Source organism: Methylobacillus methanolivorans (genome assembly GCF_044751345.1).
GTDB classification, from domain to species: Bacteria; Pseudomonadota; Gammaproteobacteria; order Burkholderiales; family Methylophilaceae; genus Methylobacillus; species Methylobacillus methanolivorans.
In genome coordinates, this window is the sequence record NZ_JBIWXY010000001.1 from 1,486,887 (window position 1) to 1,510,765 (window position 23,879).

Sequence of the window (23,879 nt, forward strand, 5' to 3'; positions counted from 1 at the left end):
TAAAGCTAACTAAATTTCAAATACTCATCAGTAATCACAAACTCAAAGTGCGAGACACTTTGAGTTTTCTTAAGAGTATCTTCTAGACATCTCTGGAAAAATAATGCTTGTATCAAAAAAATCACTCCAATGAAAATTGACAAGCCATTCTAGACACGCTGTATTAAGTCATACCAAAGATTTGCTCTAATCATACTAGTAGGCGGCATAAGATTAGAACTAACCTCAGCAAATACAATCTCAACTTCACTGAGAACAGCCTCAGTGATGACCCCAGCCTCAAAGGCTTCTATGAAACTTCTAACCAAATAATTCGAAGACTCTTTGTTTGAGCATACAATAATCATTTTTACGAGATAGAAGTCACTACTGAGAGGTTGATAATTTTCGCAACCAAGCATGTCAGCGCAGAACCGTACGATTCTTTCACGTTCCATTCTATTTTTCCAAGAATTCTCAACTTCCACCCATTCGACTTCAGAATCCGATCTAATCAATCCATCGGGAATCTTTCCAAAAATTTGATGAATGGGACATGTGCCATTCTGAATTTCAAATTCAGTCCATATTGATGATTTATTATCTACCAACTCATCAATCAGAAACCAATTTGAGCATGCACGATGAACTGGATTACCTAGCTTTAACCTTGCTCCACTTTGTGCATCAATATTAATATTCAATGATCTTAGGAAAGCAGCTCCCTTTGTTCCTAGCAAGTAAGCCTCCCCACCGTTCGGAAGTCCTCTTTTAATCACTAGCTTATTATCTATCATTTTCACCAAAGCTCGCCTTGCCAATGCAAGCCCTTGGCTTGAGTCATCATAGACTAGCTTTTTGATCATTCTGCTTGTCAGCCAACCAAAACGATTTATATATTTAAGTATTAGCTCGTGCTGCTCCACTCCTATCATTTGCTTATCTCTCATTTGTACTCCTTTTTATTTTTTTCAAATGAGGTTTTCCAGATATATCCGCTAACCTGTCATGTAAAACTAAGATTCTGTAATAGGTTGCTGGATCATTTTTAATCTGCTTTGCAACAAATTCCAACTCGGCAAGCAAGGCTTCAAAAAAATCCTTAGTCACAATTTCATTTATTTTCATATCAATCCTTTATATATCCGCACAGACCCTTGTGCACTGATGTATAGCGAGTGAAATGAAGAAAGTAGTGAATAATTAAAATTAATTATCGGCTAAAACTCTCATTAGCGCTCTGGACGAGCTATGAGACTATTGCTTTGGGAAGCAACGCCGATTTCTTTGCGCAAAATCCCCGAGCCCTTGTGTTGCCACACCTCGGGGCAAGGCACTGAATCTCAGCAAGCAATCGCTAGGGCGACTGCTTAACATGCTTCGACTTCGCTAAAGCTACGGGTCAATATTACATATTCACCTTCAGTGCCTTGCCCCGAGCTGCTTGCAGCTCAGGGATTTTGCGGAGCTTCGCTCCCCATTACATATATCGCTCTTGGGAGAGCTTTTTTCGTTGGCGAAAAAATATGTAATGGGCCCCCTCATGAAATTTTGAAGTCTAGTATTTAGAAGAGGTATTGTTGAGCATAGTAATTATTAAGGTTAACCGCTTAGAGGCAACCTACAGAATGCGGGCGATCTAACTAACAGCAGCTTGTTTCTAGAAAAATTCGCAAAGACTCAGGAATCATTCCCTGAACTCACCATCAAGGAACTGAATGACGATCAATCCAAGGCATTGGTAACTGATAGCATGGTAGAGAATGTCAGATGGACAGAACAAGCAGGACAGTAAGAAAACACAAGCCTGATTGTTTTGGGGAAGAGTAATTAACAAAGCTGGTAGTCATCTACTAGCTTTGTTATTGACAGAACATTGACTGAGTTTTGACAGTCAGATGAGCCGAATTATTTAGCGTGACGACGGCGCATTACTGCACCCAGCAAGCCCAAGCCTACCAGTAACATGGCGTAGATGTCTGCTTCCGGTACCGCTGCTACTAATCCAGAGGTCACGACCCAGGCGTAGCGCTGGTCTTCCTTAAGGCCATAGCCCTGAAAGCCGTTGTGGTTGCCGAAAACCCAGGCAAACACACTAGGAACACTACTATATTCTGCGCCAGACCAGTAAGTGTAGGACTGTTCGTTGTCGAACGTGGCAGTGTTGGGGATGGGTCTCCATGCCGTGCCTCCCAGTTCCTGGAAGAACAATTCGGGAAATTCGTCAGAGGAAGTGGCCACCGTGGGCAAACGCCATTGGTCGCTACCGCCATAGCTGACGCTGTTGAGGTAGTTGACGAATCCCAGTGCGCCCCACCAGCTGGTGCGTCCGTTTTCAGAAAAGTCGGCAGCACTGAGCGTGTAAATGCCCAAGGGGCTGTTAACATTAGGAGTATTCGTAATGGTGGGGGTGACAGCAATAATGGCGTCAACGATGGTGCTATGACCCTGGCTGCTGATGAGGCTGGCGAGCAGGTTGGCGTCCTTGGTCCAGGTGACATCGCTGATAGAGCTGTAAACGAGTTCTACGCCATTGGGGTTGTAGCTGGTAAGCTCAGCGTGGACGTTAAGGCTGGCAAACAGCAGGGCGCTAGCTAGCAAAGTGGGTTTGAAGTACATGTGATAGTTCCTTTGTTGAGGATGGTTAAAATAAATCAACAGGTATATTGCAGATGCAAACTTAAAACACTATAAAAATTCAACTCAGTGCCGCGAGCAATTGCATCGACAAATAACAACCTGAACTGTCAATGTAGTTTCGGGATGGTGGATGACACCAGTTTGAATAAAGAGCTAGTCTGGAAACCCCTAATGATATCCCCGTAGTGCGAGGCGCATTCTTCGCGATTAAAACAACCTCAAGGCGTTATATGTAAATCACCAAACACACAGACTGCCTTGATCGTAGTTGTTGTGACATCCAAAGAAAAACAACTTATAACCTGCCTAAAATCTTTTAAAACACCTACACCTCCTAGTATAGGTATATCACTAAATTTACCAGTCTAGGTAATATGCACACACTCTCCTCATAGTTAAAAAATATAGAAAGTCGCTTCGCTCCCATTCACCAAAGTATATTAATCACAATAAGTCATTTGAAATACCTATACTTATTTTTAACAACTTGTATAAGGTATACATATGAAAAACTCAAACTCATCATGGCAGCGCAATGGATTTAGTCAATCATTCATCATGATTCCGACAGAGGCTGTTTATATGGGGCTCACTAAACGTCAACTTCTTGTTCTTCTAGTTTTGTGCAGCCACTCCGATAAGCTAGGGAATGTCATTATTTCCAGAGAAAAAATTTCCTTGAAAACTGGAATTCATATTTCTGATATATCTAAAACCTATTCAGAACTTGAAGAGATAGGTTTCATTGAGCATCGTCAACAAATTGGCTTAAACGCCTGCAACACTATTAGGTTGAAAGTTCCCAGAACAAATACTATTGAGAAACTTGTAGAAGAAAAACATGGAAAAGGTAAAGGGCATGGTAAAGGAGATTACTTACCCCAAGGAGTAGATGCTAAATTATTACAGCCTTATCAAGTAGCCAGAGAAGTGAGAAAAGTAATGAATATTGAATTGTCTGACTTTGAAGACCCATTTGATGAATATTGATATGGAGCTCAATCCTATTCAATGTTCAGTTGGTTAGTTTTGAGTTTGCTCCAATCCCTAAAAATAACAACATCATTGAGGTCTGTATATTTTAAATTGTCTCGCTCAGTCCAATTTCTGGGTTTCTTATCATGCCAATATTTCCCTTGGCTGATAATGTTTCTCAAAATTACCTCTTCTTGCAAGGTAAGCTCTTTATTGAAGGCTGGATGAAACATTTTTCTCAATGTTCTAAATTGCGGATAGATATCCCAGACAAACTGATCCAATTCCCACCTTGAGCCTTTTGGCCAGTTATCCTGGTTATCTAGATAAGCATTTAAAGCAGCCACCATGATTTGGGCGATACTTTTGTCCTCCAGCCTAGACAAGGTTTCAAGCTCAAATTTAAGTTTGGCATTCAACCTCAAGCTCATCACTTCAGCTTTGCCTTTTGGCGTTTCTTCCATATAGATCCAATCGCACTCAACATTCAAGTAGAAATTGTAAACCAAAAACAACAAAAAGAATACACATATTGACATATGGTATCATTTGTATTACAATGTTTACATCATCAATCGGTGATCCTCCTTTAGGAGGTGTCCCAAGCGCTATCTCCGGATAGTAAGCAGGCATGCATTGAAAAACCAATCCATCGTACACCTTAAGAAAGGAGCTAACTAATATAGGAAATTAAAAATGTCAGTTCAAAAACCAAAAGTTATTCCACCTCTTGTTCTATCAGATATTGCACAAATAGCATCCACATTGTTTTCCTCGGAGGATACAACTGCAAATCTTGATCCCAATCTATCCCCCATTAAGCAACTTTCAATTTTTAATATGAAAGCCGAAATGGGGATAGCTAAATTTCAGGTGATTATTGGAAATGCTTACTATGATGGGATCCACATTGAACAAAATATTGAGCTCGCCGAATATTGGTGGGAAGAGGCTGCAGAACAAGGCAATACCGAGGCAGAGTTAAATTTGATGCAGTTATACATCCGTATGAATGAGAGCCCTGCCAGAGTCATCCCCTATCTAAAAAAACTTGTAACTAAAGGTAATCCAGAAGCCATGTTCCATTACGGACTAGCTTTAACTTATGGGAAAGGGGTTAAAAAGAATGTTCGGACAGGGGAATCCTGGTTATCAAAAGCAGCCAGACTAAATCATATTGATGCCCTAGTAGCTTTGTCGAAAATATACAGCGAGATCAAACAACTAAGAAATCACACTAAAAGCCACCAATATCAAAAGAGAGCTTGTGATCTTGGTCATAAGAAATCAATGTATGAATATAGCTACAATAAGATTCTCAATGAAAAGAATATTACAGATATCTCCTCAAAAGTATATTTGGAGAAATTAGCAGCTGACGGTCATCCTGAGCCACTCATGCTTCTGGCGCACCTGAAAGTGCACTCTGGTAACTTTGTTGAGAGTGTAAAACACTTACATGATGCTGCCATGCTTAATTATGGTCCAGCAAACTGGATGTTGGGAAGATGTTATGAAGATGGCTGGACTGTAAAAAGATCACCATCGAAGGCTCATTATTACAAAAACAGGTCAAAAATTCTTGGGTTTGATGGTGGCTTTGGCAAGAATCCATTCACGCCAAATACGCTAAGCACAACTGTTATTGGGGGTGGATATGCTTAATGATGCCTCTATTGATTATGCAAAAACAGTATTTGTGCGCTCATATATAAGGTTCCGATATGGAAGAAATGAATATATTGAATATCATTACAGGCGGCCACCAAGAACACTAGATTGGTAGTGAAAATAAAGTGAGGTAGTCAAACTACCTCACTGCAGTCTCTTTTTCTAAGCTGGTGTAGCGAGTTTTAATCCAATTATTCCAGCTACGATCAAACTCAAGCTAGCTATGCGCAAGAAGGCGGCAGATTCACCAAATAATACGATCCCACAAATGGCGGTGCCAATGGCTCCGATGCCTACCCAGACTGCATATGCCGTCCCCAATGGAAGCCCTTTCATTGCAATACTCAACAATCCTAAGCTTAAGAGAATACAGATAATGGTTAACACTGACGGGATCGGTTTTGTAAAGCCATCTGAATACTTCAATCCAATGGCCCAGCCGACTTCCAATAGACCTGCAACAACAAGAATAAACCAGTTCACTACGACCCTCCAATTAATAAATTGGGGCCGTCCCCGATGAGTTAGATAGGTAAGGTCGTCCCTACCCCATTTAAAAAGTACTGAGAGGTTATTGCTTTACTTGATGCACCAAACCTAATGACTTATCACCATACTCAATATGAACCTTAGCAATGATGACCTTGTAACTATCTAGCCATTTTGAAGATTTTGCTTTTGCTTCTTGATGTTTAGGATCCTGAATAAGCTTTTGAAGCGCCTCCATTGTTTCCCAGTAATACACCCCTGAGATAACTCCTGTATCAAGATTTACCCAAGACTCTTCCCCTATATAGCCAGGGATGGACTTCGCCATATCTGCAATCTGCTTGTCGAGCTCAAAAAACTCTTGGTCAAATTGCTTCTTGGCAAAGATAAATGTGGATGAGTACATATTTTCCTTACTTAATGAACCACGACATGATATCGTCACAGTCACAATACTATATTGTCATAGGACAAATGTGAAGATTATTGGAAAAACTGCTATTGAGATATCAGATAGTGTCAGACAGCTGGTTGAAAGTGGAGAGTTGAATCCAGGAAATTCTTTGCCCCCAGTTCGTGAGCTCGCAGAGCAATTAGGGGTAAACCGCAATACTGTTGCGGCGGCGTATCAGAAGCTGACTCAAGCTGACATCGTGATATCGCAGGGCAGAGCGGGCACGGTAATCCGGCAGCCTGCAAAAGCTGGTGAGCAAGAAGGATTGAGTTTAGGCACCGCCCTAATTGATATGGCTGATGGAAATCCCAACCCGGAATACCTGCCAGATCCACGCCAATTATTTGGCGAAGCTAATGTCCGCTGCTTCCTCTATGGGGAAGAAACCATCCTACCCGATCTCAATACCTACGGTAGGGATTGGCTAGGTAACGATTGTCCCCCGGGTATGGAGCTTGAGCTTACACATGGTGCTTTAGATGCAATTGAGCGGTTATGTGTTGCCCACCTCGTGCAAGGGGACAAAGTGGCTGTTGAAGACCCTGGATTTATGGGTACGATTGGATCCATCAAGCTTGCTGGCATGCGAACAGTTGGGATTGAAATCGATGATTTTGGAATGAAGCCTGACTCCTTGCAGATGGCATTGAACTTGGGAGTACGTGCAGTATTAATTACCCCACGAGCTCACAACCCTACTGGCTGCAGCCTCAATGCCACGAGGGCCCAGGAACTCAAAGGCATATTGGCCTCACATCCAAATGTGCTGGTAATTATGGATGACCATTTCGCATTGGTTGCCAACTCACCATTTTACTCGATCATTCCAGAGACCACATTGAGATGGGCATTAATTCGTTCTGTTTCTAAGGGACTTGGGCCTGACTTAAGGGTTGCATTTGTAGGCTGTGACAAGGCTACTGCAGACAGGCTCCGCGCTAGGCTGGCCCCAGGTATGAATTGGGTAAGCCATCTACTTCAGGCTCTAGTGCTCAGCTGTCTTACCTCTAAGAAAATCATCTCGTCACTGAAAGCTGCTCAATCTACGTACACAGAGAACCGCTTAGAGTTGATCCAAGCCCTGAGGAGTGAAGGCATAGAGGTCACCTCCACAGTTGATGGATTGAATGTTTGGATTCCTGTTTCCGAAGATCAAAAAACTATTGCATATGAACTAGCAAAGAAAGGATGGTTAGTTCGATCAGGGAATGCATTTGAAGTCCAGCGGCCCTCAAATGCTGTACGTGTAACCATATCCAAACTCAACCCCGGCCAGGCCGGAAAGTTCGTAAAAGATTTTAAATTTAGTCATGGTTAATCCAATGCAGATTTCTCAAATGAAATTCACGGGTTTGTGCGCTTTTCCTTTAACGCCATTTAATGAGGAGGGTTTTCAAGAGGATGCATTCATTAGTCTCATACGTCGCCTAGTAGTAGCCAAGGTAAATTCAATTGGTGTCCTGGGCTCAACAGGGGCATATGCCTATTTGAATCGCCAGGAACGCGCCCAGGTGATTGAGTTGGCATTGGAACATGCTAGAGGGATTCCTGTTATGGCAGGTATTGGCGCCCTAAGGGTTAGAGATATCCTATTATTGGCTGAGGATGCTCAGAGGCTGGGAGTCCAGGCGGTCATGCTGGCTCCAATGTCATACCATAAACTGACAGAAGATGAGGTATTTGATCTCTACAAAACCGTGACGGACCACCTTTCAATCCCGCTATGTATTTACGACAACCCTGGCACAACAAACTTCAAATTTACTGATGAACTACTGGCACAAATTGCCCAATTGCCCTTTGTTCGCTCAATCAAGATACCGCCGATTTCTGCGTATCTTCCCGATGCCAAAAAACGGGTGGACAGCCTGCGTAAAGGGATTCCTTCTGAAGTTTCGATAGGAATTAGTGGCGACTGGAGCGGGTTGGATGGTTTAAGAGCTGGGTGTGATCTTTGGTATTCCGCAATTGGTGGATTAATTCCAGAGACGCTTATGGACATTGTACATACCGCAAATCAAGGGGATTTTGAACTAGCTGATCGCACTTTTCAGGATATGGAGGTGATTCTGGATATGTTTAGGCGATATGGCAGTATAAGGGTCATTGCCTGTGCTGCCAAAGAACTCGGAATAGTCAATAACTTCTGCCTACCACCGCCTTTAAAGCCACTACCTGAAGTTGAGCAATCGTTATTGAGGGCATTAATTCATGAATTACAACCAGCGTAAACGAAGAGAAAAATATGCTGATTGATCCTGGAAGTTTTGGCATGTTCTTGGTCGCTGCCATTGTGCTTGCATTTATTCCTGGGCCTAGTGTTCTGTACGTCCTTGCCCGTACGCTTGCAGGAGGCAAACAGGAGGGAATTTCATCAACATTTGGTACAAGCATTGGTGGATTGCTACATGTGATACTAGCAGCCACAGGGTTAACAGCTTTGTTGGCAGCCTCAGCTCATGCTTTTGCAATTGTGAAGTTCATTGGGGCCGCGTACCTAATTGGCTTGGGTGTGAAAATGATTTGGTCTGCAACACAGGCTACATTCCAAGAGTTGAGACCAGGTGTCACTAATGGAGCGAAACGCGCATTTAGTGATGGCATACTGACTGAAGCTTTTAATGTGAAAACAGCTTTGTTCTTCTTGGCGTTTATTCCCCAATTCTTAAATCACACATTGCCAGTTGCTCCTCAAATCATTGTGTATGGTTTGATTTGTGTATTTCTAAATACTTTAGTTGATCTCATTGTAGTGAGTTGTGCTGTCTGGCTAACACCGTTGGTAAAAGGATCAGCAACACCTGCGAAATTGATGTCCTTTGGCTCAGGATCTGTATTAGTAGGATTGGGAATCTATCTAGGACTAGGTGACTCAATGTCCCCTTGAGCCATTATTTTTTATTCAGATTACCTGTTAAGGATGGGTACGTGCAATGCACTTTGGACAGCGCCAATTGAAGATTAGTTAAATCAGTAATAGCAATTTCCCCGGTATTGATAAATTGCAGGAATGCAGAGCGTTGAGCTTCAGGGAGCATAGCCGCCTGAGGGTACTGGCATTTTAGCTTAGCTATATCTTGGCGCATTGTGTAGAAATGGCTTGGTACATAAGGGCTGGGCACTTGAGGGTCAAGCGAAGTGATGGCCAAGGGCTCGACAGGTAGCTCTTTGGGTTCCAGCTTGGGAGGGAAGATCAATTGATAGCCCATAATAGTTACACCGAGCAAACCCAAACATGCCATTAAAGGAGTGACATAACGCAAGAAGAGTGAACGTTTAGAGTTTTGCAGCAATGCTTCAATGGCATTTTCTGCAACTGTCCAGGAGACAGAAGTGTCATTTCTTGCCTCCATTTGTAGGGTACCGACCAGCACCATCAAGATTTGTTCAGTGATCAATTCTTGATGAGGAACACCCGCTTTATCAACTTCTGGTGTAATGAGTTTTCGCAGCAACTCCAGGTCATGAGCCTGTATATCATCAACGGTTTGGCGGAAGGAGTCTTTGTTAACCATTTCCCTTTCTATTGAAGACAAAGCAATAGCAAGGCCTCCTAGCCGTTTAGCAGGTTTCTTACCGCGAGCACGCATGGCTTCGATCAGTTTTCCGGTAGCAAAAATCCCACCTGCTTTTTCATTGTTCATAAACACCTACATTCTCGATTACATGCGGCCTTTCAGAGAATTATAACCGCTCAAACGACACCTTTGAAATACATAACAGTTGCAAAGTCAGACAGGTCTGTCTATAGTAACCGAACTAGCTTTAGCTAGGCAAATCTTCATTCCCAGGAGGAGTAGCGCCTGAAGAGGATTTGATAAATACAGGGCTGGGATAAACCAAGCCACTGCATTCAAGCGTTTGGTTCTGAATCAGGCTCTGGAATTGCAATAACTACTATGGAGAAGGCAACATGAAAATCAAAAAGGTTAACCTGGTTGTAAGCCTGGCCCTGGGCATGGCTGCATCTGTTCCTCTGGCATCTTATGCAGCAGCTGATATGGAAGCAGCCATGAAAGATGCGAACAATTGGGCACATCCGCGGGGGCAATACAATAATCAAGGCTATAGTACCCTGAATCAAATTAACAAGAACAATGTCAAAAATGTGAAGGCAGCTTGGCAATTTGCCACCGGTGTAAACCGTGGTCACGAAGGCTCTCCTGTTGTTGTTGGCAATGTGCTGTATGTGCATACCGCATTCCCCAATAATGTGTACGCCCTTGACCTGAACAATAACCAAAAGATTGTTTGGTCTTATTTTCCAAAGCAAGACCCCTCTGTCCAAGCCGTGATGTGTTGTGACGTTGTCAATCGGGGCCTAGGCTATGGGGATGGCAAGATTTTCCTGCAACAGAATGACGGTACGCTTGTAGCTCTAGATGCTAAGACTGGTGAAAAAATTTGGGATGCCAAAGTAACCAATCCTAAAGAGGGCGGTACCAACACCAATGCACCGCATGTGATCAAGGACAAGGTGCTGACCGGTTGCTCAGGCGCAGAATACGGTGTCCGTTGTCATTTCTCGGCCTACAACATCAAGGATGGATCACTGGCATGGCGTGCATACCATACCGGTCCTGACACAGATGTTCTCATTGGCAAGGACTTCAATAAGGAAAATCCGCATTACAGCGCCCTGTCTGTCTACGAAGACATCAACGGCGGCAACAAGGAAGGTGGCTCCTTCAAGGCCTTGCCCAAGGAAAAGCTGAAGTTCCCTGAAAAGGATCTCGGCGTAAAGACCTGGCTTAAGCCGCAGGCCGTGAAGGACGGCTGGCAGAATGGCGGTGCCTCGGTTTGGGGCTGGTTCCCGTATGACCCCAAGACCAACCTGGTTTATTACGGTACTGCCAATCCGTCGGTTTGGAATCCGGATGTCCGTCCCGGCGACAACAAGTGGTCCATGACCATCTTCGCCCGGGATGTCGATACCGGCCTGGCACGCTGGGGTTATCAAATGACGCCTCATGACGAGTGGGACTACGACGGGGTCAATGAAGTGATCTTGTTTGAGAACAAGGGCAAGACCTACGCCTGGCATCATGACCGAAACGGCTTTGCTTACACCTGGGAAGCTGGCACTGGTACATTGGTTGCAGCTGAAAAAGTACACCCATTTGTGAACTGGGCGACGCATGTAGATTTGAAGACCGGTGTTCCACACAAGGATGCTAAATACTCCACTCATCAGGACTACAACACCAAGGGTATCTGCCCTGCCGCGCTAGGTACCAAGGATCAACAGCCTGCAGCTTACTCTCCTCGCACTGGTTTGATGTATTCACCACTCAATCACGTTTGTATGACCTACGAACCAGTTGAGTCCAAGTACATTGCTGGTCAACCATGGGTTGGTGCCACATTGACCATGTTTGCTGGTCCTGACGGTGTAATGGGTGGTTTTGCCGCCTATGACCCAATGACCAACAAGGCCAAGTGGTATAACAAGGAGAAATTCTCCGCTTGGGGTGGTGCATTGACCACTGCTTCTGATCTTGTGTTCTACGGCACCTTGGATCGCTGGTTCAAGGCGTTGGATGCACAAACTGGTAAAGAGCTTTGGAAGTTCCAAGTCGGTTCAGGTGTGATCGGCAATGCCTTCACATATAGCCACAAGGGTAAGCAATACGTTGGTGTGCTGTCCGGTATCGGTGGTTGGGCTGGTGTAGCGATGAACCTTGGTCTGGACAATGCAACTGATGCCCTAGGTGCTGCGGGTGGTTATAAGGAGCTGAAAGAGTGGAATGCAGCTCCTGGCGGTGGAGCACTCAACGTCTTTAGCCTGTAATAGTTTTTTATCTTGTATAACCTCCATTGATAAATCTCCTCTACTGAGGGTTTTGTCAAACCTGTCCCCCTTCCTTTGCTCAGGAAGGGGGGTTTTTTTACGTGTAAGAATTGCTATAAATGCCGTGTAAGTATGTGAAAAGTTCTGGAGCAGGAAATGCTATTTTTTATTGAACGACTCGATACCGAAATCGGGTAGATGTGCTAACTACTGATAAATGGGATTGCGTCCAAACAGCCGGCAATTGCTCATGAAACTAATCAATCATTAACAGGATCAGTGATGTGTTTAAGAAAAACGAGTGACTATTCAACCACAAGGTTGAGCAAGTCCTTGGTCAAATGCTCAGGATAATCTTACTATCCTAGTGATTTAGGGAAGACCGTATCAACAGAATAGCTGCTTGCTTCGCACGACTAGTAGCCCCGCTACCTGGGCTAAGTCGCTCCACAAGAGATGCCCCTTCAAACAACATGATAATCTGCTGCCCTAAAGACTCAGGCTCTACAGTGCCAGTTTCTTTGGCCAAGTCCACAATATAAGCCTGCAGTTCCTTAGAAAGTCGAACTGAGAATTGATGGACAGGATGACTAGGGTCTGGAAATTCAACTGAAGCTAAATGGAATGGGAGACCTTTTGAGCGCTGAGTCACGATGTGCTTTTCTAGCAAACTGCATAGCTGGATGAGCTTATCGCCAGGCTCGGTTGATTTATCCTTTAGTCCTAGTGTTAACCACTCAATGAAGTTATCTGCATTTCGCTTGAGGAATGCAATTACCAAGAGGTCTTTACTGGGGAAATGTTTGTAAAGGGTTGCCTTAGCAACTCCTGCCTCAGCAATGATGGTGTCTACGCCCGATGCATTAATACCTCGTGACTCGAACAAATTGCTCGCCACATTCAGGATCTTCGTCCTCATGTCTACTAAAGTCATTGCACCCTCCTAACTTGGAAGTGGAGCATTTCACAATACATTGGCGTTGTTTGAATCACTGACTAGGGTTTCTCTATAGCATCTCCGTTTTAGCCATGAGGAATAAAACAACCCTCAATTAGGCAACCTGGAGCAATCACTTAATGAGGGAATTGTAACGTATTCCCTTGATGAACATGCAGTAATCCAGACAAACCTGTCTCCTTTTGGTTTTTCCAATGATATATAAATCATCTCTCGACTCAGTCTGGATGCGGGTTTAAGACCCCATGGAGATCACTCGCCCATCTTATCCATTTGGACTATCTAACAAAGGAATCATTCCTCTTGCAAACTGTAGAGCAAGGTATATGATTCATACATATACAGACCTGTATTTCTTTATTACTAAAATTACATGAGGAGAAAGTAAAATGGATGCATTGTTGATTGGTGCTGTTGCCTGTGTGACAGCTTTGATTGTTTCAGCTTGGTTGATGACTTTTGCTAAGTGGTTTCCCATTCCTGGCGTAGATGAGTTTTTGATTGATTACAAAACAATGATTCGTGCGCACGTTGATTATGCACTGATGGCATTGTTCAATTTAGGCTTCTACGGCATAGGCATAGAATTACCTGCTATCGCATGTGTATGCTTGGCAATCGGGGGCTTTACCAATCCGACGATCTTCACAATTGCAGCCTTTGACACTAACTTCTGGTCGAAGAAAAAGTGGAAAATCTTCACGGCACTAAGCTTTATGGTTTCCACGGTGGGCTTTATGTGGATCACCTTCACCGTATTAATGCATGTTCTGAATAAGTAACTATTGATACAGGTTGGTATAAATGATGCTCAGCCTAAATAAGCCCATTCCCAACCCTGCATTTAGCCTTAAGCAGTTAGTCAACTGGATAGGTCGGTTTCTCTGGCGATATATCGAGTTGTTTGATTACTAGGCAATGCACGGGCATTGAGTTTTGCAATCAGTTTCTGAAATAGAAAGGAAATCATGCATCAAACATATTTCAAAATATACGACTTCGAGATGAATCGCCTAGATTTGTCTCGCAATTGCCAAAAAGTATGATGCAACCCCCTTCCCAGCAAATAATTTTATTGTTATTATATTGGGCTTGGTAAGACACTTTACTAAGACTTAGGCAAATAGAGCGGTTTTTAACAACTTGATTTAGTTAGTTTTTTTAGATTTTACTGAGTCTCCCTCGCTCTCCGCCATATCAAGCCTCAAGCCCTGATACTGCTGCAAAGCAGGCCCTGAGCGGGTTTGTACCACACGGTTGCTATACATAGGTGTTATACATTGATCCTATGGAGCTGCCATGCACACCGGTACTTATCTTCGCTTACGCGGACATGTCTTTTATTTCCATCGTCGTATTCCTCAGGATGTCGTTCCTTACTATGGGAACGGTAAAGCCACCCTCGTTTCATTCAGTCTGCATACCTCTATCCGGCGGGTTGCGATGCGCAAGGCGCGTGCGCATGCCGTGCGGCTGGATCAGGAGTTTCAAGCCATTCGTCTGGGATTGTTGACCCAGGCGCGTGTGGGGTCACGCAGCGATGCGCAGGCTGCTGTCCGTGCTTCCGTCAATGCTTCCGGAAGTGAGTTTGTACCTCAGCCATTAACACTGACCCCAGCCTCGATGCAGGAGCTGTGTGATCGCTGGAAAGCCAGTGTGCTCATGAGCGATGAGTACAACCGCATTACCGGCTTTCGCGATATCGATTCAGAAGAGGTCTCTGCCGGGATTCTGGATACCTTGCCGATGTTCAGGCAAGCAATCAGCACAGGACGGCATGAGGTGATCGAACCGGCCTTGCAGTCCTGGCTATGGATGAATGGCTATGCAGTGGATGCGCAGGATGCTGCTTATCTACAGTTACGCTGGCAATTTCTGCAAACAGCGTATCAGGTCCAGCAATTGATTTGGCAACGACAACAGGGCGAACTGGTCGATATCGCCCAGCACCTGCCCACTTCCCAGCGTGCTGCGTGCAAGATCAGGGAGGTCGAGATCAATGTAGTGCCAGTATCGGGGACTGGATCAGGTGCTAGCGCGGCATTTGTATCAGACACTAGCGTGTCTGCCGCATACACGCCAGGCGCTGTCCCTGGATCCCCCGGCTCTGTTCCTGAAGGCGTGGCCGCTGCTGTCTTGAGTCTGGATGGGATGTATCAGCAATGGCTGAATCAATCCAAGGACAGGGCCAAGTCCACCCTGGATTACATGCCGACCCTGATTGCCGATATGGAGGCATTCTTCAGCAAGGAGAGTATTGCCGATGTGCGCCTGATACGCCGTGGCAAGATGATGGCGTTCACGGATCACCTGCTTGCCAAACAACAGCATTACCGTACCGTGGAGAAGAAGATGGCATTGATCTGCGCCATGTTCCAGGTGGCAGTGGACAGGGAACAACTCGTCACCAATCCCGCCTCCCGCATCAAGGTCGCCAAACCCAAGGTGGTTACGCCTGCGCGTGAGCCATTCAACCAGGAGGACTTGCAGCGTATCTTCAGTGCGGGTATCTATCATGGCGACATCCCCAAGGCAGGCGCCGGTCAGGCAGCCCCCTGGTTACCGGCGTTGGCGCTGTATACCGGCGCACGACTGGAGGAACTGGCCCAACTCAGTGTGCATGATCTCAAACACGATGCCCAGCATGGCTACTACCTCAACATTACCGATGTCAGCGATGTCGAGGATGAACACCGCAAACAACTCAAGACCGAGAGTTCCAGACGCAGGATTCCATTACATCCCGACTTGATCCAGGCAGGATTGATTGACTACTGGACCCAATGCAAGGAGCAGGGCCACCGCCAGCTGTTCCCGCACCTCATCACCGACATCAAGGGTAAACGCTCAGGCAACTGGAGCAAATGGTGGAGCCGGTATATGAGGAATGAGATCGGGATCACTGCCAAGTCCAAGGTGTTTCACAGCTTCCGGCATACCTTCAAAGATGCCTGCCGGGAAGCAGGTATTGGCGAAGAGATTCATGATGCGCTGACCGGACACTCAGGCGGTGGTGTCGGACGGCATTATGGCAGTGGGCAGTATCCATTGGGGCCGTTGGTGAAGGCGGTGAGGAGTTTGGCGTTTGGGGTGACGATTCAGTTATCCTTTAAAAGGTCCTTATGATAGAAGACCCCTATAAGAAGACTGCTAGACTTAATACTCAGTTAAAAAAGCTTAGCGATTGAACCAGCAATCGCCTTACCTAACAAAGGTGGTACTGCGTTTCCTATCTGCTTAGTAATCTGTGAGCGATTACCACAGAATACATAGGAGTCATCGAACGACTGAAGCCTAGCCCCTTCCCTTGGCGTTAATGCTCTATTTTGAACTGGGTGAATGCATCTGTTTGAGGCAGGGTGAACAAAATTCACTGTTATAGTTACTGCAGGTTCATCAGCATCAAGCCGTGAATAACAGGAGCTAAATCCACTCGTCACCATTCCTTTGGGGATACAGTTAATATTTTTTCCTGAGTGTTTAATAATTTCGAGCATTTTTTTAGAATGAGCTGTAGCCAAATGTAAACTTAGCTCATCCTTTACATCACGACGCATGAGCTTTTGATATTCATTACGAGGAGATTCTGTGTAACGCTTCGCCTCTTCTCCAGATTGAATTGGCGGAAGGTCAGATATCGCATCCATGACAGAAACAGCAGGCTTCAATCCTTTCTCTTTCATATTAAATAGGTCATACGTTGGAGCATGAACTCGACGTTTATCCTTGACACTAATCGTTGCCCCAGAAAAATTGTGAGTCGTATCAGGAAACTCTATTCTCCCTCCACGCTCTACGCCTATCATAATTAGACGCTCTCTTTTCTGAGGAACACCATAATTAGCAGCATTTAAGATACGCCACTGAGTATCATATCCCAAACTTTTGAAGCACTCTTCCATCATAGCAACAGTTGAACCATCCTTATGTGTTGCTAAGCCAACTACATTTTCAAGAACAAAAACAGGAGGACGGAAGTAATTCACAAACGACGCATATTCTTCAAATAGGCTATTGCGAGGATCATCATCATTGCTTGAACGAAATGGTCTGATAGAAGAAAACCCTTGACATGGTGGCCCCCCCACAATCACATCAACCATTCCACGTTTAAGCTTCAACTGATCACTAAGTTCGGAGCGTCTTACCTTCCTAATATCTGAGCAGACACTTAGTGAGTTAGGTCTGTTAGCGTTAAATGTCTGGGTGGCGATTGGAAGTACATCAATCCCAAAAACGGTCTCGAATCCCAATTCAGTGAGCTCAAAACCGTGAGAAAAACCACCTGTACCACAAAATAGGTCTAAAACTTTCATTGGCAATCTCCAGTTCGTCAGCAGCATACCACGCTACCCCGGTGGAGACAATAGTCTCCTACACTGAGAGCATGATTTGGATCAAAATGCCACCACATAAACGGTATGGTGGTGTTACGGTATGGATGAACCAAGGCGTAGTACAGTTGACGTTCTGTTCCGTCTAGTCAAGCAATTACGTGAAGCTAAAGGATTAAGTTTAGAGGCTCTAGCAGATAGGGCTGGCATACATAGGACTACTCTTGGCCTGCTTGAGCGTGGCGAACGACAACCGACCCTTAGCATCGCTGCAAATATATCGGAAGCTTTGGATTTTCAGCTTTCGGAGCTTTTACTCAAGGCTGAACTTATCGAGAGCGGTAAGTTAAATGAGCACGATGCTTTTTTAGCAATGGCTGTACGGGCCGAAAAACCCCAGTGCCTTAGAAATTTGGATGCCCTAGAGCTCTATACTGGATTAACTGGCTCTATGCTGTTACAGGCGATACATAATACCTACAACACACTTGATACAATTGATGCAGAGTTAGTAGCAAGTGGACTCGTTCCAATAGGTGGGCTTGTAGAGTTGGCAAATCTTTCCTCGATGGTAGGAAATATAGTGGGAGGCTCCATTGCCGAGTCTTCTGAAGGGATGTACATTCGAAATCGCCCTCATCACTATCCGGACCTTTTGCCACAACGTCACAATGCAAGAAATCTTGAACTCAAGATGGCTCTTGAGACCAATCGCCCTAAAGGGCATCTCCCCAAACCCGGCACCTATATAACTTTCAGATACGTCCTCGGCGATCAACATGGTGTTTTTAATCGTGGTAAGTCGGCTCGTGGAAACACAGTTTGGATATGGGAGGTCAAGGTTGGCGAAGTGGGTATTGATGACTTCGACCTCAGTAATACTCCAGGTGACTCGGGAAAAACGGCCGTAATCAAAACGTCTGTTTTTAATGCAATGCCACTCGTTTATTTTGACCCAGCCTACTGCCCTCACCCAATGAGAGCCGGAACCTACCCCGCGTTTAACTGAGATAGATAGGCTTATCTCCCTCCCTCCTTTCGCAGGCTTCGTTCCATTCAGCCGCCAAACGGAGTCTAGTCAGATGAACTAAGGAGAAGTTGAGGCAATCAGTTGGTCGCCAAAGGTGCGGGGGCTTGTACCCGCACCTTTGGCGACCTTGATCTAAAATCAGGCAGGCTAACGCCTTATGAAGCTCGCCAGAGACACCAGCCCCAAGAATAATAACCAATTGGATGCTGGGATAATAACGGTCTTCGCTACAATAAAGGTGCCGGTACTACATACATCCCGGCCACTGGCAGCTCTTGCCAACTTATCGGCGGACAAATGCAATTTCCGTAATGAACGCTTCGCCAACCTGCCCCATCTCTCTACCCAACAAATCACCGCCGAAGTAGTAACCATCTAGAACACAGACGTCCATAGACTCACCCCCTGCAAGATGTGATACACAACCAATGGCTCTATCTCCACACTGCTGAATACTACGACGCAGTTCTGATGCCCTCGCCCACGAGGGTATCAGAACTGCGGGGGGAGCCACTTGGTCAGCGCCTGCCCCAGCAGGCGAGGCGCCCCAGCGCCGATCTGACTTAGTGGGGGGCATAGCCCCGTGGCGTCGGCCTCGCCAGCGAGGCGCGACCAACCCGTTTTGCAGGCGGCGTCCAGCCGATCCTGGCTTGCCAGGACCGGAAGGCTGCGCAGAATGCGCGCCTGTAGGCTGGAAAAGGGGTTGGTCGCGCCTTGCGCGGCGCCACCCCCGAGGCGGAGCCGCTGGAGGCTGCTTTAGCAGACGTGAAGGCAAACGAAGAATGGCAGCATGGGCGTCCAGCCCAGGCAGGACAAGGGTTTCGGCCCTAGCCGACAGTCCGCAAGGACTGCCCTGGTCCGGTGCCATTCGCAGTGCGCAGCAACGCGAAGCCATGTACTACCCTTTGCAACGCCCTTGGTGATGGTACACAAGGGGAGGACAAAGGGTGACACCAAGCTTAATCCGATGATGGCTGATGGTCGTTGGGGGGTACATTTTTAACCGTCGTCCATTATTGTCTACTTCATACCCTGTTCATTTGCCCTCGTTTAGTGGTGACGATGCGACAGTCCCTTCCATTGTAAAAGTCCATGCATACATCTACGCCGAATTCCTGCGCGATACCTATACACCTTTGAGGTGCTATTGGAGTCCGCTCTAATCCGCGACGGTATCTATATTGGATAGATGCATTTTTTTATGACAACAAGGAGGTGGTATGGACCCTATTAACGGCGCCTATGAATTAGATGAGGCCAATGCGCAGGAGAGCGTGAATCACTTGGCTGAGGTATGCAAGACGGCAACAGCGCGTGGCGAAGAAAAGCAAATCCAGGCAGTAAGTTGGTTGCTTTGGTTTCATCATTCTTGCCCTGAGATTCTGGATCAGGTGGTCTATTGCCGTCGCGGGAGCGGTTTGGTACCACGCCTCGTTAAAAATGGCTTGGTTACCATAATCGAAACGCATCAGCGTGGCGTTAAGGGTATGCCCGCGAAGGTGGTCATGTTGACCAAGGCAGGGCTTGAATTGGCGGAGACACATAGCACTTCACAAACGCATTACGACCTGAATCCAGCCAGAGTCAATATGGCCACGTTGAGGCACGATCTGTTGGTGCAGTCGTTGACGTTGGCCCGATATCAGGCGGAAAAGATTGTTAGTTTCACGACGGAGCATGAAATGGGGGAAAAGCACATTGCAGAAAAGCGTCCAGATGCGGTGTGGTTTTACGAAGATGGCAAGAAGGCCATGGTGGAGGTAGAACTCACAGGGAAGTTTGGGCGCCCCTTCGATGAGTTTGTCTACCGGGTCATATTAGCACTACACCGTGAGCAGTACGATTACTTGATTTTATTCAGCCAGTCTCAAGCCATCATTGAGCGTTATTCAGCGGCCTTAAAACCTGGCCAACTCATCCACTTGTGGAGGAAAAATTCCCAGAGAAAATGGGCGATAGAGAGCTCCCATCCTATTCCAGAAAGTGTGCATGGAAAGATCAAGTGCGAGGTCATCTCATGAATGTCTTACGTGTATGCTTTGCAGTTTTAGTGGTTGCTATGCTATCCAGTTGTTGTTCGCTGAATGAAATAGATATGGAGGATGAAATTGCAGAGCAGAAGGCAAATATCGATCAGCAGGCTGAGAAAATTAAGGAGCTTGAGCAGGAGCAAAAAAACTTGAAGAAAGACCTCTCGAATGCTCAAAAAAAAGCCGGGCATTATGATGCTCATATTGCTCATGCTTATTTCTGCGACTACCAATTCCCGTTTTGTGACAGTAAAGCTGTAGAGGGAGGTAGGGAGGCTATTGCATCAGGTCAGAACAACCTTACGTTTACCAGATTATTACTGGCCGCTGCGGTCAAAACTCTTTTGTGGCACCATTCGCTGGTCATCTCATTACTGGTGGGGTTTTCGCTCTATTTATACATCATCCATCCCAAGGAGGCCGAGATTAAAAAGAAGTTGGAGATTGAGGCCAACCATGAGGGATTGGTGAAAGCTGCCAAACTTGAGCATGAGCAGATTGTGGCTGCTATTAGGCAAGAGCAACTTAGAAATCAAGAGCTTCAGCTTGCCAACAATCAATTGATAGAGAACAGAGATTATTATGTGCAAATAATCATTGACCAGGAAAAGGAGATTGAAGATAACTCTAGGAGAATTGAGGAGCTGAGGCGTCTATGATTTACAAGCCACACTAGAGATTAATATACCAACTCGCGCCACTGGTTGATTAAGACACCTAACCGCTCCGAGATATCACCAACAATGCTATCGGTGCACAAACAACAGTAGCAGTTTCCTCTCCAAGGGATTAATGAATCCTTAATCAAAAATCCATATAACTTCTAGGTAACCAAGTAACATGGTTACCTAGCTTATACACCAAGCTTGCTTTTTCCTATTGTACAAACTAACATCGCCGCGTACGGTTCTGTACCAGTTCATATTGGTCAGATTAATAGGGAATCCGGTGAAGACATAATGATCTAAATCCGGAACTGCCCCCGCAACTGTAATCGACGAGTCTTGAAGTCATACACACCACTGGATTATCCCGGGAAGGTCACTTCAAGATGATGACCCGAGAGTCAGGAAACCTGCCGTATACAGTACGTTGAAGCAAAGGGCGGGGTGCCCCTGGAATCAGCGATTCATTCGCATTCTTCATTTATTGCAGCTATTAAGATATTGCCCTCCTATTTTTTTGGAGTAGATACTGCCTGCCATAAATCAGCCCATCCCTATGCTCAACGTGACATCTCATACACGTTATTGCATCTTTTACATGGTGCTGGGGAATATTCATGCAACATCCATACCGACTTTTGGCCGCCACCCTGTCCATTGTCTTTGCTTCTGGAGCTCTGGCTGAAGATGCAGTGCTAGACGAAATAGAGGTCAAGGCACAAGCTGAGAAGAACAAAGCACTGCAACTATCCAAGCAAACTAGTACTGCTAACCGAGTCGGGCTGACTGTACAAGAAACGCCCGCAAGTATTGACATACTCGACAGCGATACGATTCGTCGTCGTGGTGATGTGTCTTTGCGTGAAGCTGTGAGCAGAACGACCGGCCTGACTGATATTAGTACCCCAAATGTGGGGCAAGCATTTTCATTGCGTGGCTTAACTGGCAATAACTCCGTAGGACAGGCTGAGGATGGCGTTCGACAAACACCTGGTCTTGGGACAAGCAACTATCCTGCTGACACTTGGGGGTATGAGCAGATTGAAGTATTGAGAGGTCCTGCTTCTGTGATGTTTGGCGATGGTACATCAGGTGGCATTATCAATAGCGTTCGCAAGCAGCCCAAACGTGAAGCTTCCGTTGAAGCAGTGATTGGTGCTGGCTCCTATGGTGCGTATCGTGCAGGTATTGGTGGTACAGGTGCGATTGGCGAGATTGGAGCATTCCGTATTGATGTGTCTACCCTGGGTGGCAATAGCTACATCTCTCGTGGTGACTACGATAGTACCAAGCTGATGACCTCTTTGCTTTTCACGCCGATCGACTCTCTCAAAGTAGGCTTCACCCTGGATTACTCTGACAACTCTCCATCAGCCAATTATGGGATACCTGTCATCAACGGGAAGGTGGTGAAGTCTCTGCGCAGTAAGAACTATAACGTGAGCAACAATGAACTGAACTTCATCGACACACGCTTCAGAAACAAGATCGAATGGGATATTACTTCAACGCTCAAACTAAAGAATGAAGCCTACTGGTTCAAATCAAAGCGTGATTGGCGCAATGCTGAAGAGCTGACTTACGATGCAAGCTCTGGCTTGGTGGATCGTTTCTCACTGGCAATCAACCATGATCAAAAACAATATGGCAACCGGCTGGAGCTGATTGCAAGCAATGAAATATTTTCTCATCAGAATCGCTTCGCCGCTGGTGTTGAGCTAAGCCGCACGACCTTTAGAAGAAGCAATGCTAATGTAAACAGCCCTTCAGTACCATTACTTGGTTTTACCGCAGGGCAACTGCAATACACCACCCAGATGACACCTGACTTTGACTCTGAGCTAACTCAGCGAATTTTCTTTGCTGAAGATGCGTTCAATGTCACCGAGCAATGGAAGTTGATTGCTGGTATTCGCAAGGAATTATTGGACACCGAGCGTCAATTACTCCGCACGAATAGCGAGATTGAAAAGGATTTCTCTCCTACTACCTGGCGTGTAGGCACAGTATTCGATGTCACATCAGATACTAGTTTATATGGTCAACTTAGCCGAGGGACCGATCCTATTTCAACCTTGTTGGAACTGAATGTATTGACCTCTAATATGAAGCTTACTCGCTCTCGCCAGGCCGAGATTGGTATCAAGCACAAGCTGCCAGATGCAAAGGGAGAGGTATCTGTCGCGATCTATCATATTGCGAAGGATGACATCATTACCTTCAGCGGCCCGTTCCAAGCAGTACAAGGTGGCAAGTTGTCTTCTCGTGGTATCGAGCTATCTATGACGCTCTTCCCTACTCCCAACTGGCGAACTGACTTTAATGCAACGGCTTTGAATGCTCGATATGATGAACTTGCAGATGCTTTTGGAGAGGCTCGTAAAGGTCAAACTCCGGATAATGTCCCTAAACACACCGCCAATGCCTGGGTTTATTATCAACAACCACAATGGGAAGCTGGTATCGGTGCAAGATATGTAGGGAAACGGTATGTCTATGACGATTTCAGCTTTAACGCTGATAAAGCTACTAGCATGAACAGCTACACTGTATTTGATGCAAGTGCTGCTTGGCATGTGAATAAGCAGATGACAGTACGGGCGAATATCCGCAACCTCACTGACAAGTTCTATGGGGCTTATGCCTATTCAGCATCTCAGCAAATCGTAGGAGCCCCGAGGCAAATTGAATTAACCGCTGAGTTTCGCTATTAATTGTTAATAAGTATTTGAAATTAACATACCCGGATGAAGCGTTGCTTTACCGGGTATGTTTATGAGGAAACTGATTTTCCCAAACCGGTGGTGTTCTTGGCCTCGCTAGTCGATGTCTATCGAATATGGCAGAATGGCCTGAATAGGCA

Annotated in this window: 22 protein-coding genes and 1 riboswitch; of the genes, 13 read left to right on the plus strand and 9 right to left on the minus strand. The window is 45.6% G+C overall.

From position 1 onward, the window contains the following. Positions 1-149 precede the first annotated feature (149 nt). From ACIKP9_RS06965 to ACIKP9_RS06975, 3 genes are all read right to left on the minus strand, one after another. A complete protein-coding gene (locus ACIKP9_RS06965) occupies positions 150-929 on the minus strand; it encodes a hypothetical protein (RefSeq protein ID WP_400880950.1) in 780 nt (259 codons plus the stop codon). Beyond that, a complete protein-coding gene (locus ACIKP9_RS06970) occupies positions 919-1,107 on the minus strand; it encodes a hypothetical protein (RefSeq protein WP_400880952.1) in 189 nt (62 codons plus the stop codon). Before ACIKP9_RS06970 ends, ACIKP9_RS06965 begins: the two co-directional genes overlap by 11 nt. A gap of 780 nt (positions 1,108-1,887) precedes the next feature. Further along, the gene (locus ACIKP9_RS06975; RefSeq protein WP_400880954.1) at positions 1,888-2,598 is read right to left on the minus strand and encodes an Lcl C-terminal domain-containing protein; all 711 of its coding nucleotides are present in this window, start codon (positions 2,596-2,598) and stop codon (positions 1,888-1,890) included. Between the two features lie 525 nt (positions 2,599-3,123). Between ACIKP9_RS06975 and ACIKP9_RS06980 the strand changes: the two genes are divergently transcribed. Continuing rightward, positions 3,124-3,609 (plus strand): helix-turn-helix domain-containing protein, encoded by a 486-nt coding sequence (locus ACIKP9_RS06980; RefSeq protein WP_400880956.1) that lies wholly within the window; start codon positions 3,124-3,126, stop codon positions 3,607-3,609. Between the two features lie 14 nt (positions 3,610-3,623). On the opposite strand, the gene ACIKP9_RS06985 is transcribed toward ACIKP9_RS06980, so the two are convergent. After that, entirely contained in the window at positions 3,624-4,058 is a 435-nt protein-coding gene (locus ACIKP9_RS06985; RefSeq protein ID WP_400880958.1) for a hypothetical protein, read from the minus strand. A gap of 232 nt (positions 4,059-4,290) precedes the next feature. Here ACIKP9_RS06985 and ACIKP9_RS06990 point away from each other — a divergent pair, with 232 nt between their 5' ends. After that, positions 4,291-5,259, plus strand: coding sequence for a tetratricopeptide repeat protein (locus tag ACIKP9_RS06990; RefSeq protein WP_400880960.1), 969 nt, complete (start codon positions 4,291-4,293; stop codon positions 5,257-5,259). A 168-nt stretch (positions 5,260-5,427) separates the two neighbouring features. Here the strand turns inward: ACIKP9_RS06990 and sugE are convergent, their stop codons facing one another. Both sugE and ACIKP9_RS07000 read right to left on the minus strand, forming a co-directional pair. Next, a complete protein-coding gene (gene sugE, locus ACIKP9_RS06995; protein ID WP_400880962.1) occupies positions 5,428-5,748 on the minus strand; it encodes a quaternary ammonium compound efflux SMR transporter SugE in 321 nt (106 codons plus the stop codon). Positions 5,749-5,836: 88 nt separating this feature from the next. Continuing rightward, positions 5,837-6,160: an antibiotic biosynthesis monooxygenase family protein gene (locus ACIKP9_RS07000; protein ID WP_400880964.1), complete on the minus strand. Its 324-nt coding sequence runs from the start codon at positions 6,158-6,160 to the stop codon at positions 5,837-5,839. Positions 6,161-6,230: 70 nt separating this feature from the next. Between ACIKP9_RS07000 and ptsJ the strand changes: the two genes are divergently transcribed. From ptsJ to ACIKP9_RS07015, 3 genes are read left to right on the plus strand one after another with little or no spacing between them, the layout of a single operon-like run. Then, entirely contained in the window at positions 6,231-7,526 is a 1,296-nt protein-coding gene (gene ptsJ / locus ACIKP9_RS07005; RefSeq protein WP_400880966.1) for a MocR-like B6 salvage transcription factor PtsJ, read from the plus strand. Beyond that, the gene (locus ACIKP9_RS07010) at positions 7,519-8,439 is read left to right on the plus strand and encodes a dihydrodipicolinate synthase family protein (protein ID WP_400880968.1); all 921 of its coding nucleotides are present in this window, start codon (positions 7,519-7,521) and stop codon (positions 8,437-8,439) included. The genes ptsJ and ACIKP9_RS07010 overlap by 8 nt, the downstream gene beginning before the upstream one ends. Positions 8,440-8,453: 14 nt before the next feature. After that, entirely contained in the window at positions 8,454-9,095 is a 642-nt protein-coding gene (locus ACIKP9_RS07015; RefSeq protein WP_400880970.1) for a LysE family translocator, read from the plus strand. A gap of 4 nt (positions 9,096-9,099) precedes the next feature. On the opposite strand, the gene ACIKP9_RS07020 is transcribed toward ACIKP9_RS07015, so the two are convergent. Beyond that, positions 9,100-9,852 (minus strand): hypothetical protein, encoded by a 753-nt coding sequence (locus tag ACIKP9_RS07020; protein WP_400880972.1) that lies wholly within the window; start codon positions 9,850-9,852, stop codon positions 9,100-9,102. 269 nt (positions 9,853-10,121) lie between these two features. Between ACIKP9_RS07020 and ACIKP9_RS07025 the strand changes: the two genes are divergently transcribed. Continuing rightward, the gene (locus tag ACIKP9_RS07025; RefSeq protein WP_400880974.1) at positions 10,122-11,999 is read left to right on the plus strand and encodes a methanol/ethanol family PQQ-dependent dehydrogenase; all 1,878 of its coding nucleotides are present in this window, start codon (positions 10,122-10,124) and stop codon (positions 11,997-11,999) included. A gap of 364 nt (positions 12,000-12,363) precedes the next feature. On the opposite strand, the gene ACIKP9_RS07030 is transcribed toward ACIKP9_RS07025, so the two are convergent. Next, positions 12,364-12,933 (minus strand): TetR/AcrR family transcriptional regulator, encoded by a 570-nt coding sequence (locus tag ACIKP9_RS07030; protein ID WP_400880976.1) that lies wholly within the window; start codon positions 12,931-12,933, stop codon positions 12,364-12,366. Between the two features lie 413 nt (positions 12,934-13,346). Between ACIKP9_RS07030 and ACIKP9_RS07035 the strand changes: the two genes are divergently transcribed. Both ACIKP9_RS07035 and ACIKP9_RS07040 read left to right on the plus strand, forming a co-directional pair. After that, positions 13,347-13,739, plus strand: a complete 393-nt coding sequence (locus tag ACIKP9_RS07035) for a hypothetical protein (protein WP_400880978.1) — start codon at positions 13,347-13,349, stop codon at positions 13,737-13,739. 517 nt (positions 13,740-14,256) lie between these two features. Next, entirely contained in the window at positions 14,257-16,083 is a 1,827-nt protein-coding gene (locus tag ACIKP9_RS07040) for a DUF6538 domain-containing protein (protein WP_400880980.1), read from the plus strand. 41 nt (positions 16,084-16,124) lie between these two features. On the opposite strand, the gene ACIKP9_RS07045 is transcribed toward ACIKP9_RS07040, so the two are convergent. Further along, the gene (locus tag ACIKP9_RS07045) at positions 16,125-17,273 is read right to left on the minus strand and encodes a DNA cytosine methyltransferase (RefSeq protein WP_400880982.1); all 1,149 of its coding nucleotides are present in this window, start codon (positions 17,271-17,273) and stop codon (positions 16,125-16,127) included. 121 nt (positions 17,274-17,394) lie between these two features. Here ACIKP9_RS07045 and ACIKP9_RS07050 point away from each other — a divergent pair, with 121 nt between their 5' ends. The 5 genes from ACIKP9_RS07050 (at position 17,395) to ACIKP9_RS07070 (ending at position 23,730) form a co-directional block, all read left to right on the plus strand. After that, on the plus strand, positions 17,395-18,300 hold the full coding sequence (locus tag ACIKP9_RS07050) for a helix-turn-helix domain-containing protein (protein ID WP_400880984.1): 906 nt from the start codon (positions 17,395-17,397) through the stop codon (positions 18,298-18,300). An 803-nt stretch (positions 18,301-19,103) separates the two neighbouring features. Beyond that, positions 19,104-19,244, plus strand: a complete 141-nt coding sequence (locus ACIKP9_RS07055; RefSeq protein ID WP_400880986.1) for a hypothetical protein — start codon at positions 19,104-19,106, stop codon at positions 19,242-19,244. Positions 19,245-19,541: 297 nt separating this feature from the next. Continuing rightward, a complete protein-coding gene (locus ACIKP9_RS07060; protein ID WP_400880988.1) occupies positions 19,542-20,342 on the plus strand; it encodes a hypothetical protein in 801 nt (266 codons plus the stop codon). Further along, positions 20,339-21,010, plus strand: coding sequence for an FtsB/FtsL family cell division protein (locus tag ACIKP9_RS07065; protein WP_400880990.1), 672 nt, complete (start codon positions 20,339-20,341; stop codon positions 21,008-21,010). The genes ACIKP9_RS07060 and ACIKP9_RS07065 overlap by 4 nt, the downstream gene beginning before the upstream one ends. Positions 21,011-21,238: 228 nt before the next feature. Beyond that, positions 21,239-21,448, plus strand: a riboswitch (cobalamin riboswitch). Positions 21,449-21,633: 185 nt separating this feature from the next. Beyond that, positions 21,634-23,730, plus strand: coding sequence for a TonB-dependent receptor (locus ACIKP9_RS07070; protein ID WP_400880992.1), 2,097 nt, complete (start codon positions 21,634-21,636; stop codon positions 23,728-23,730). Positions 23,731-23,879 lie beyond the last annotated feature (149 nt).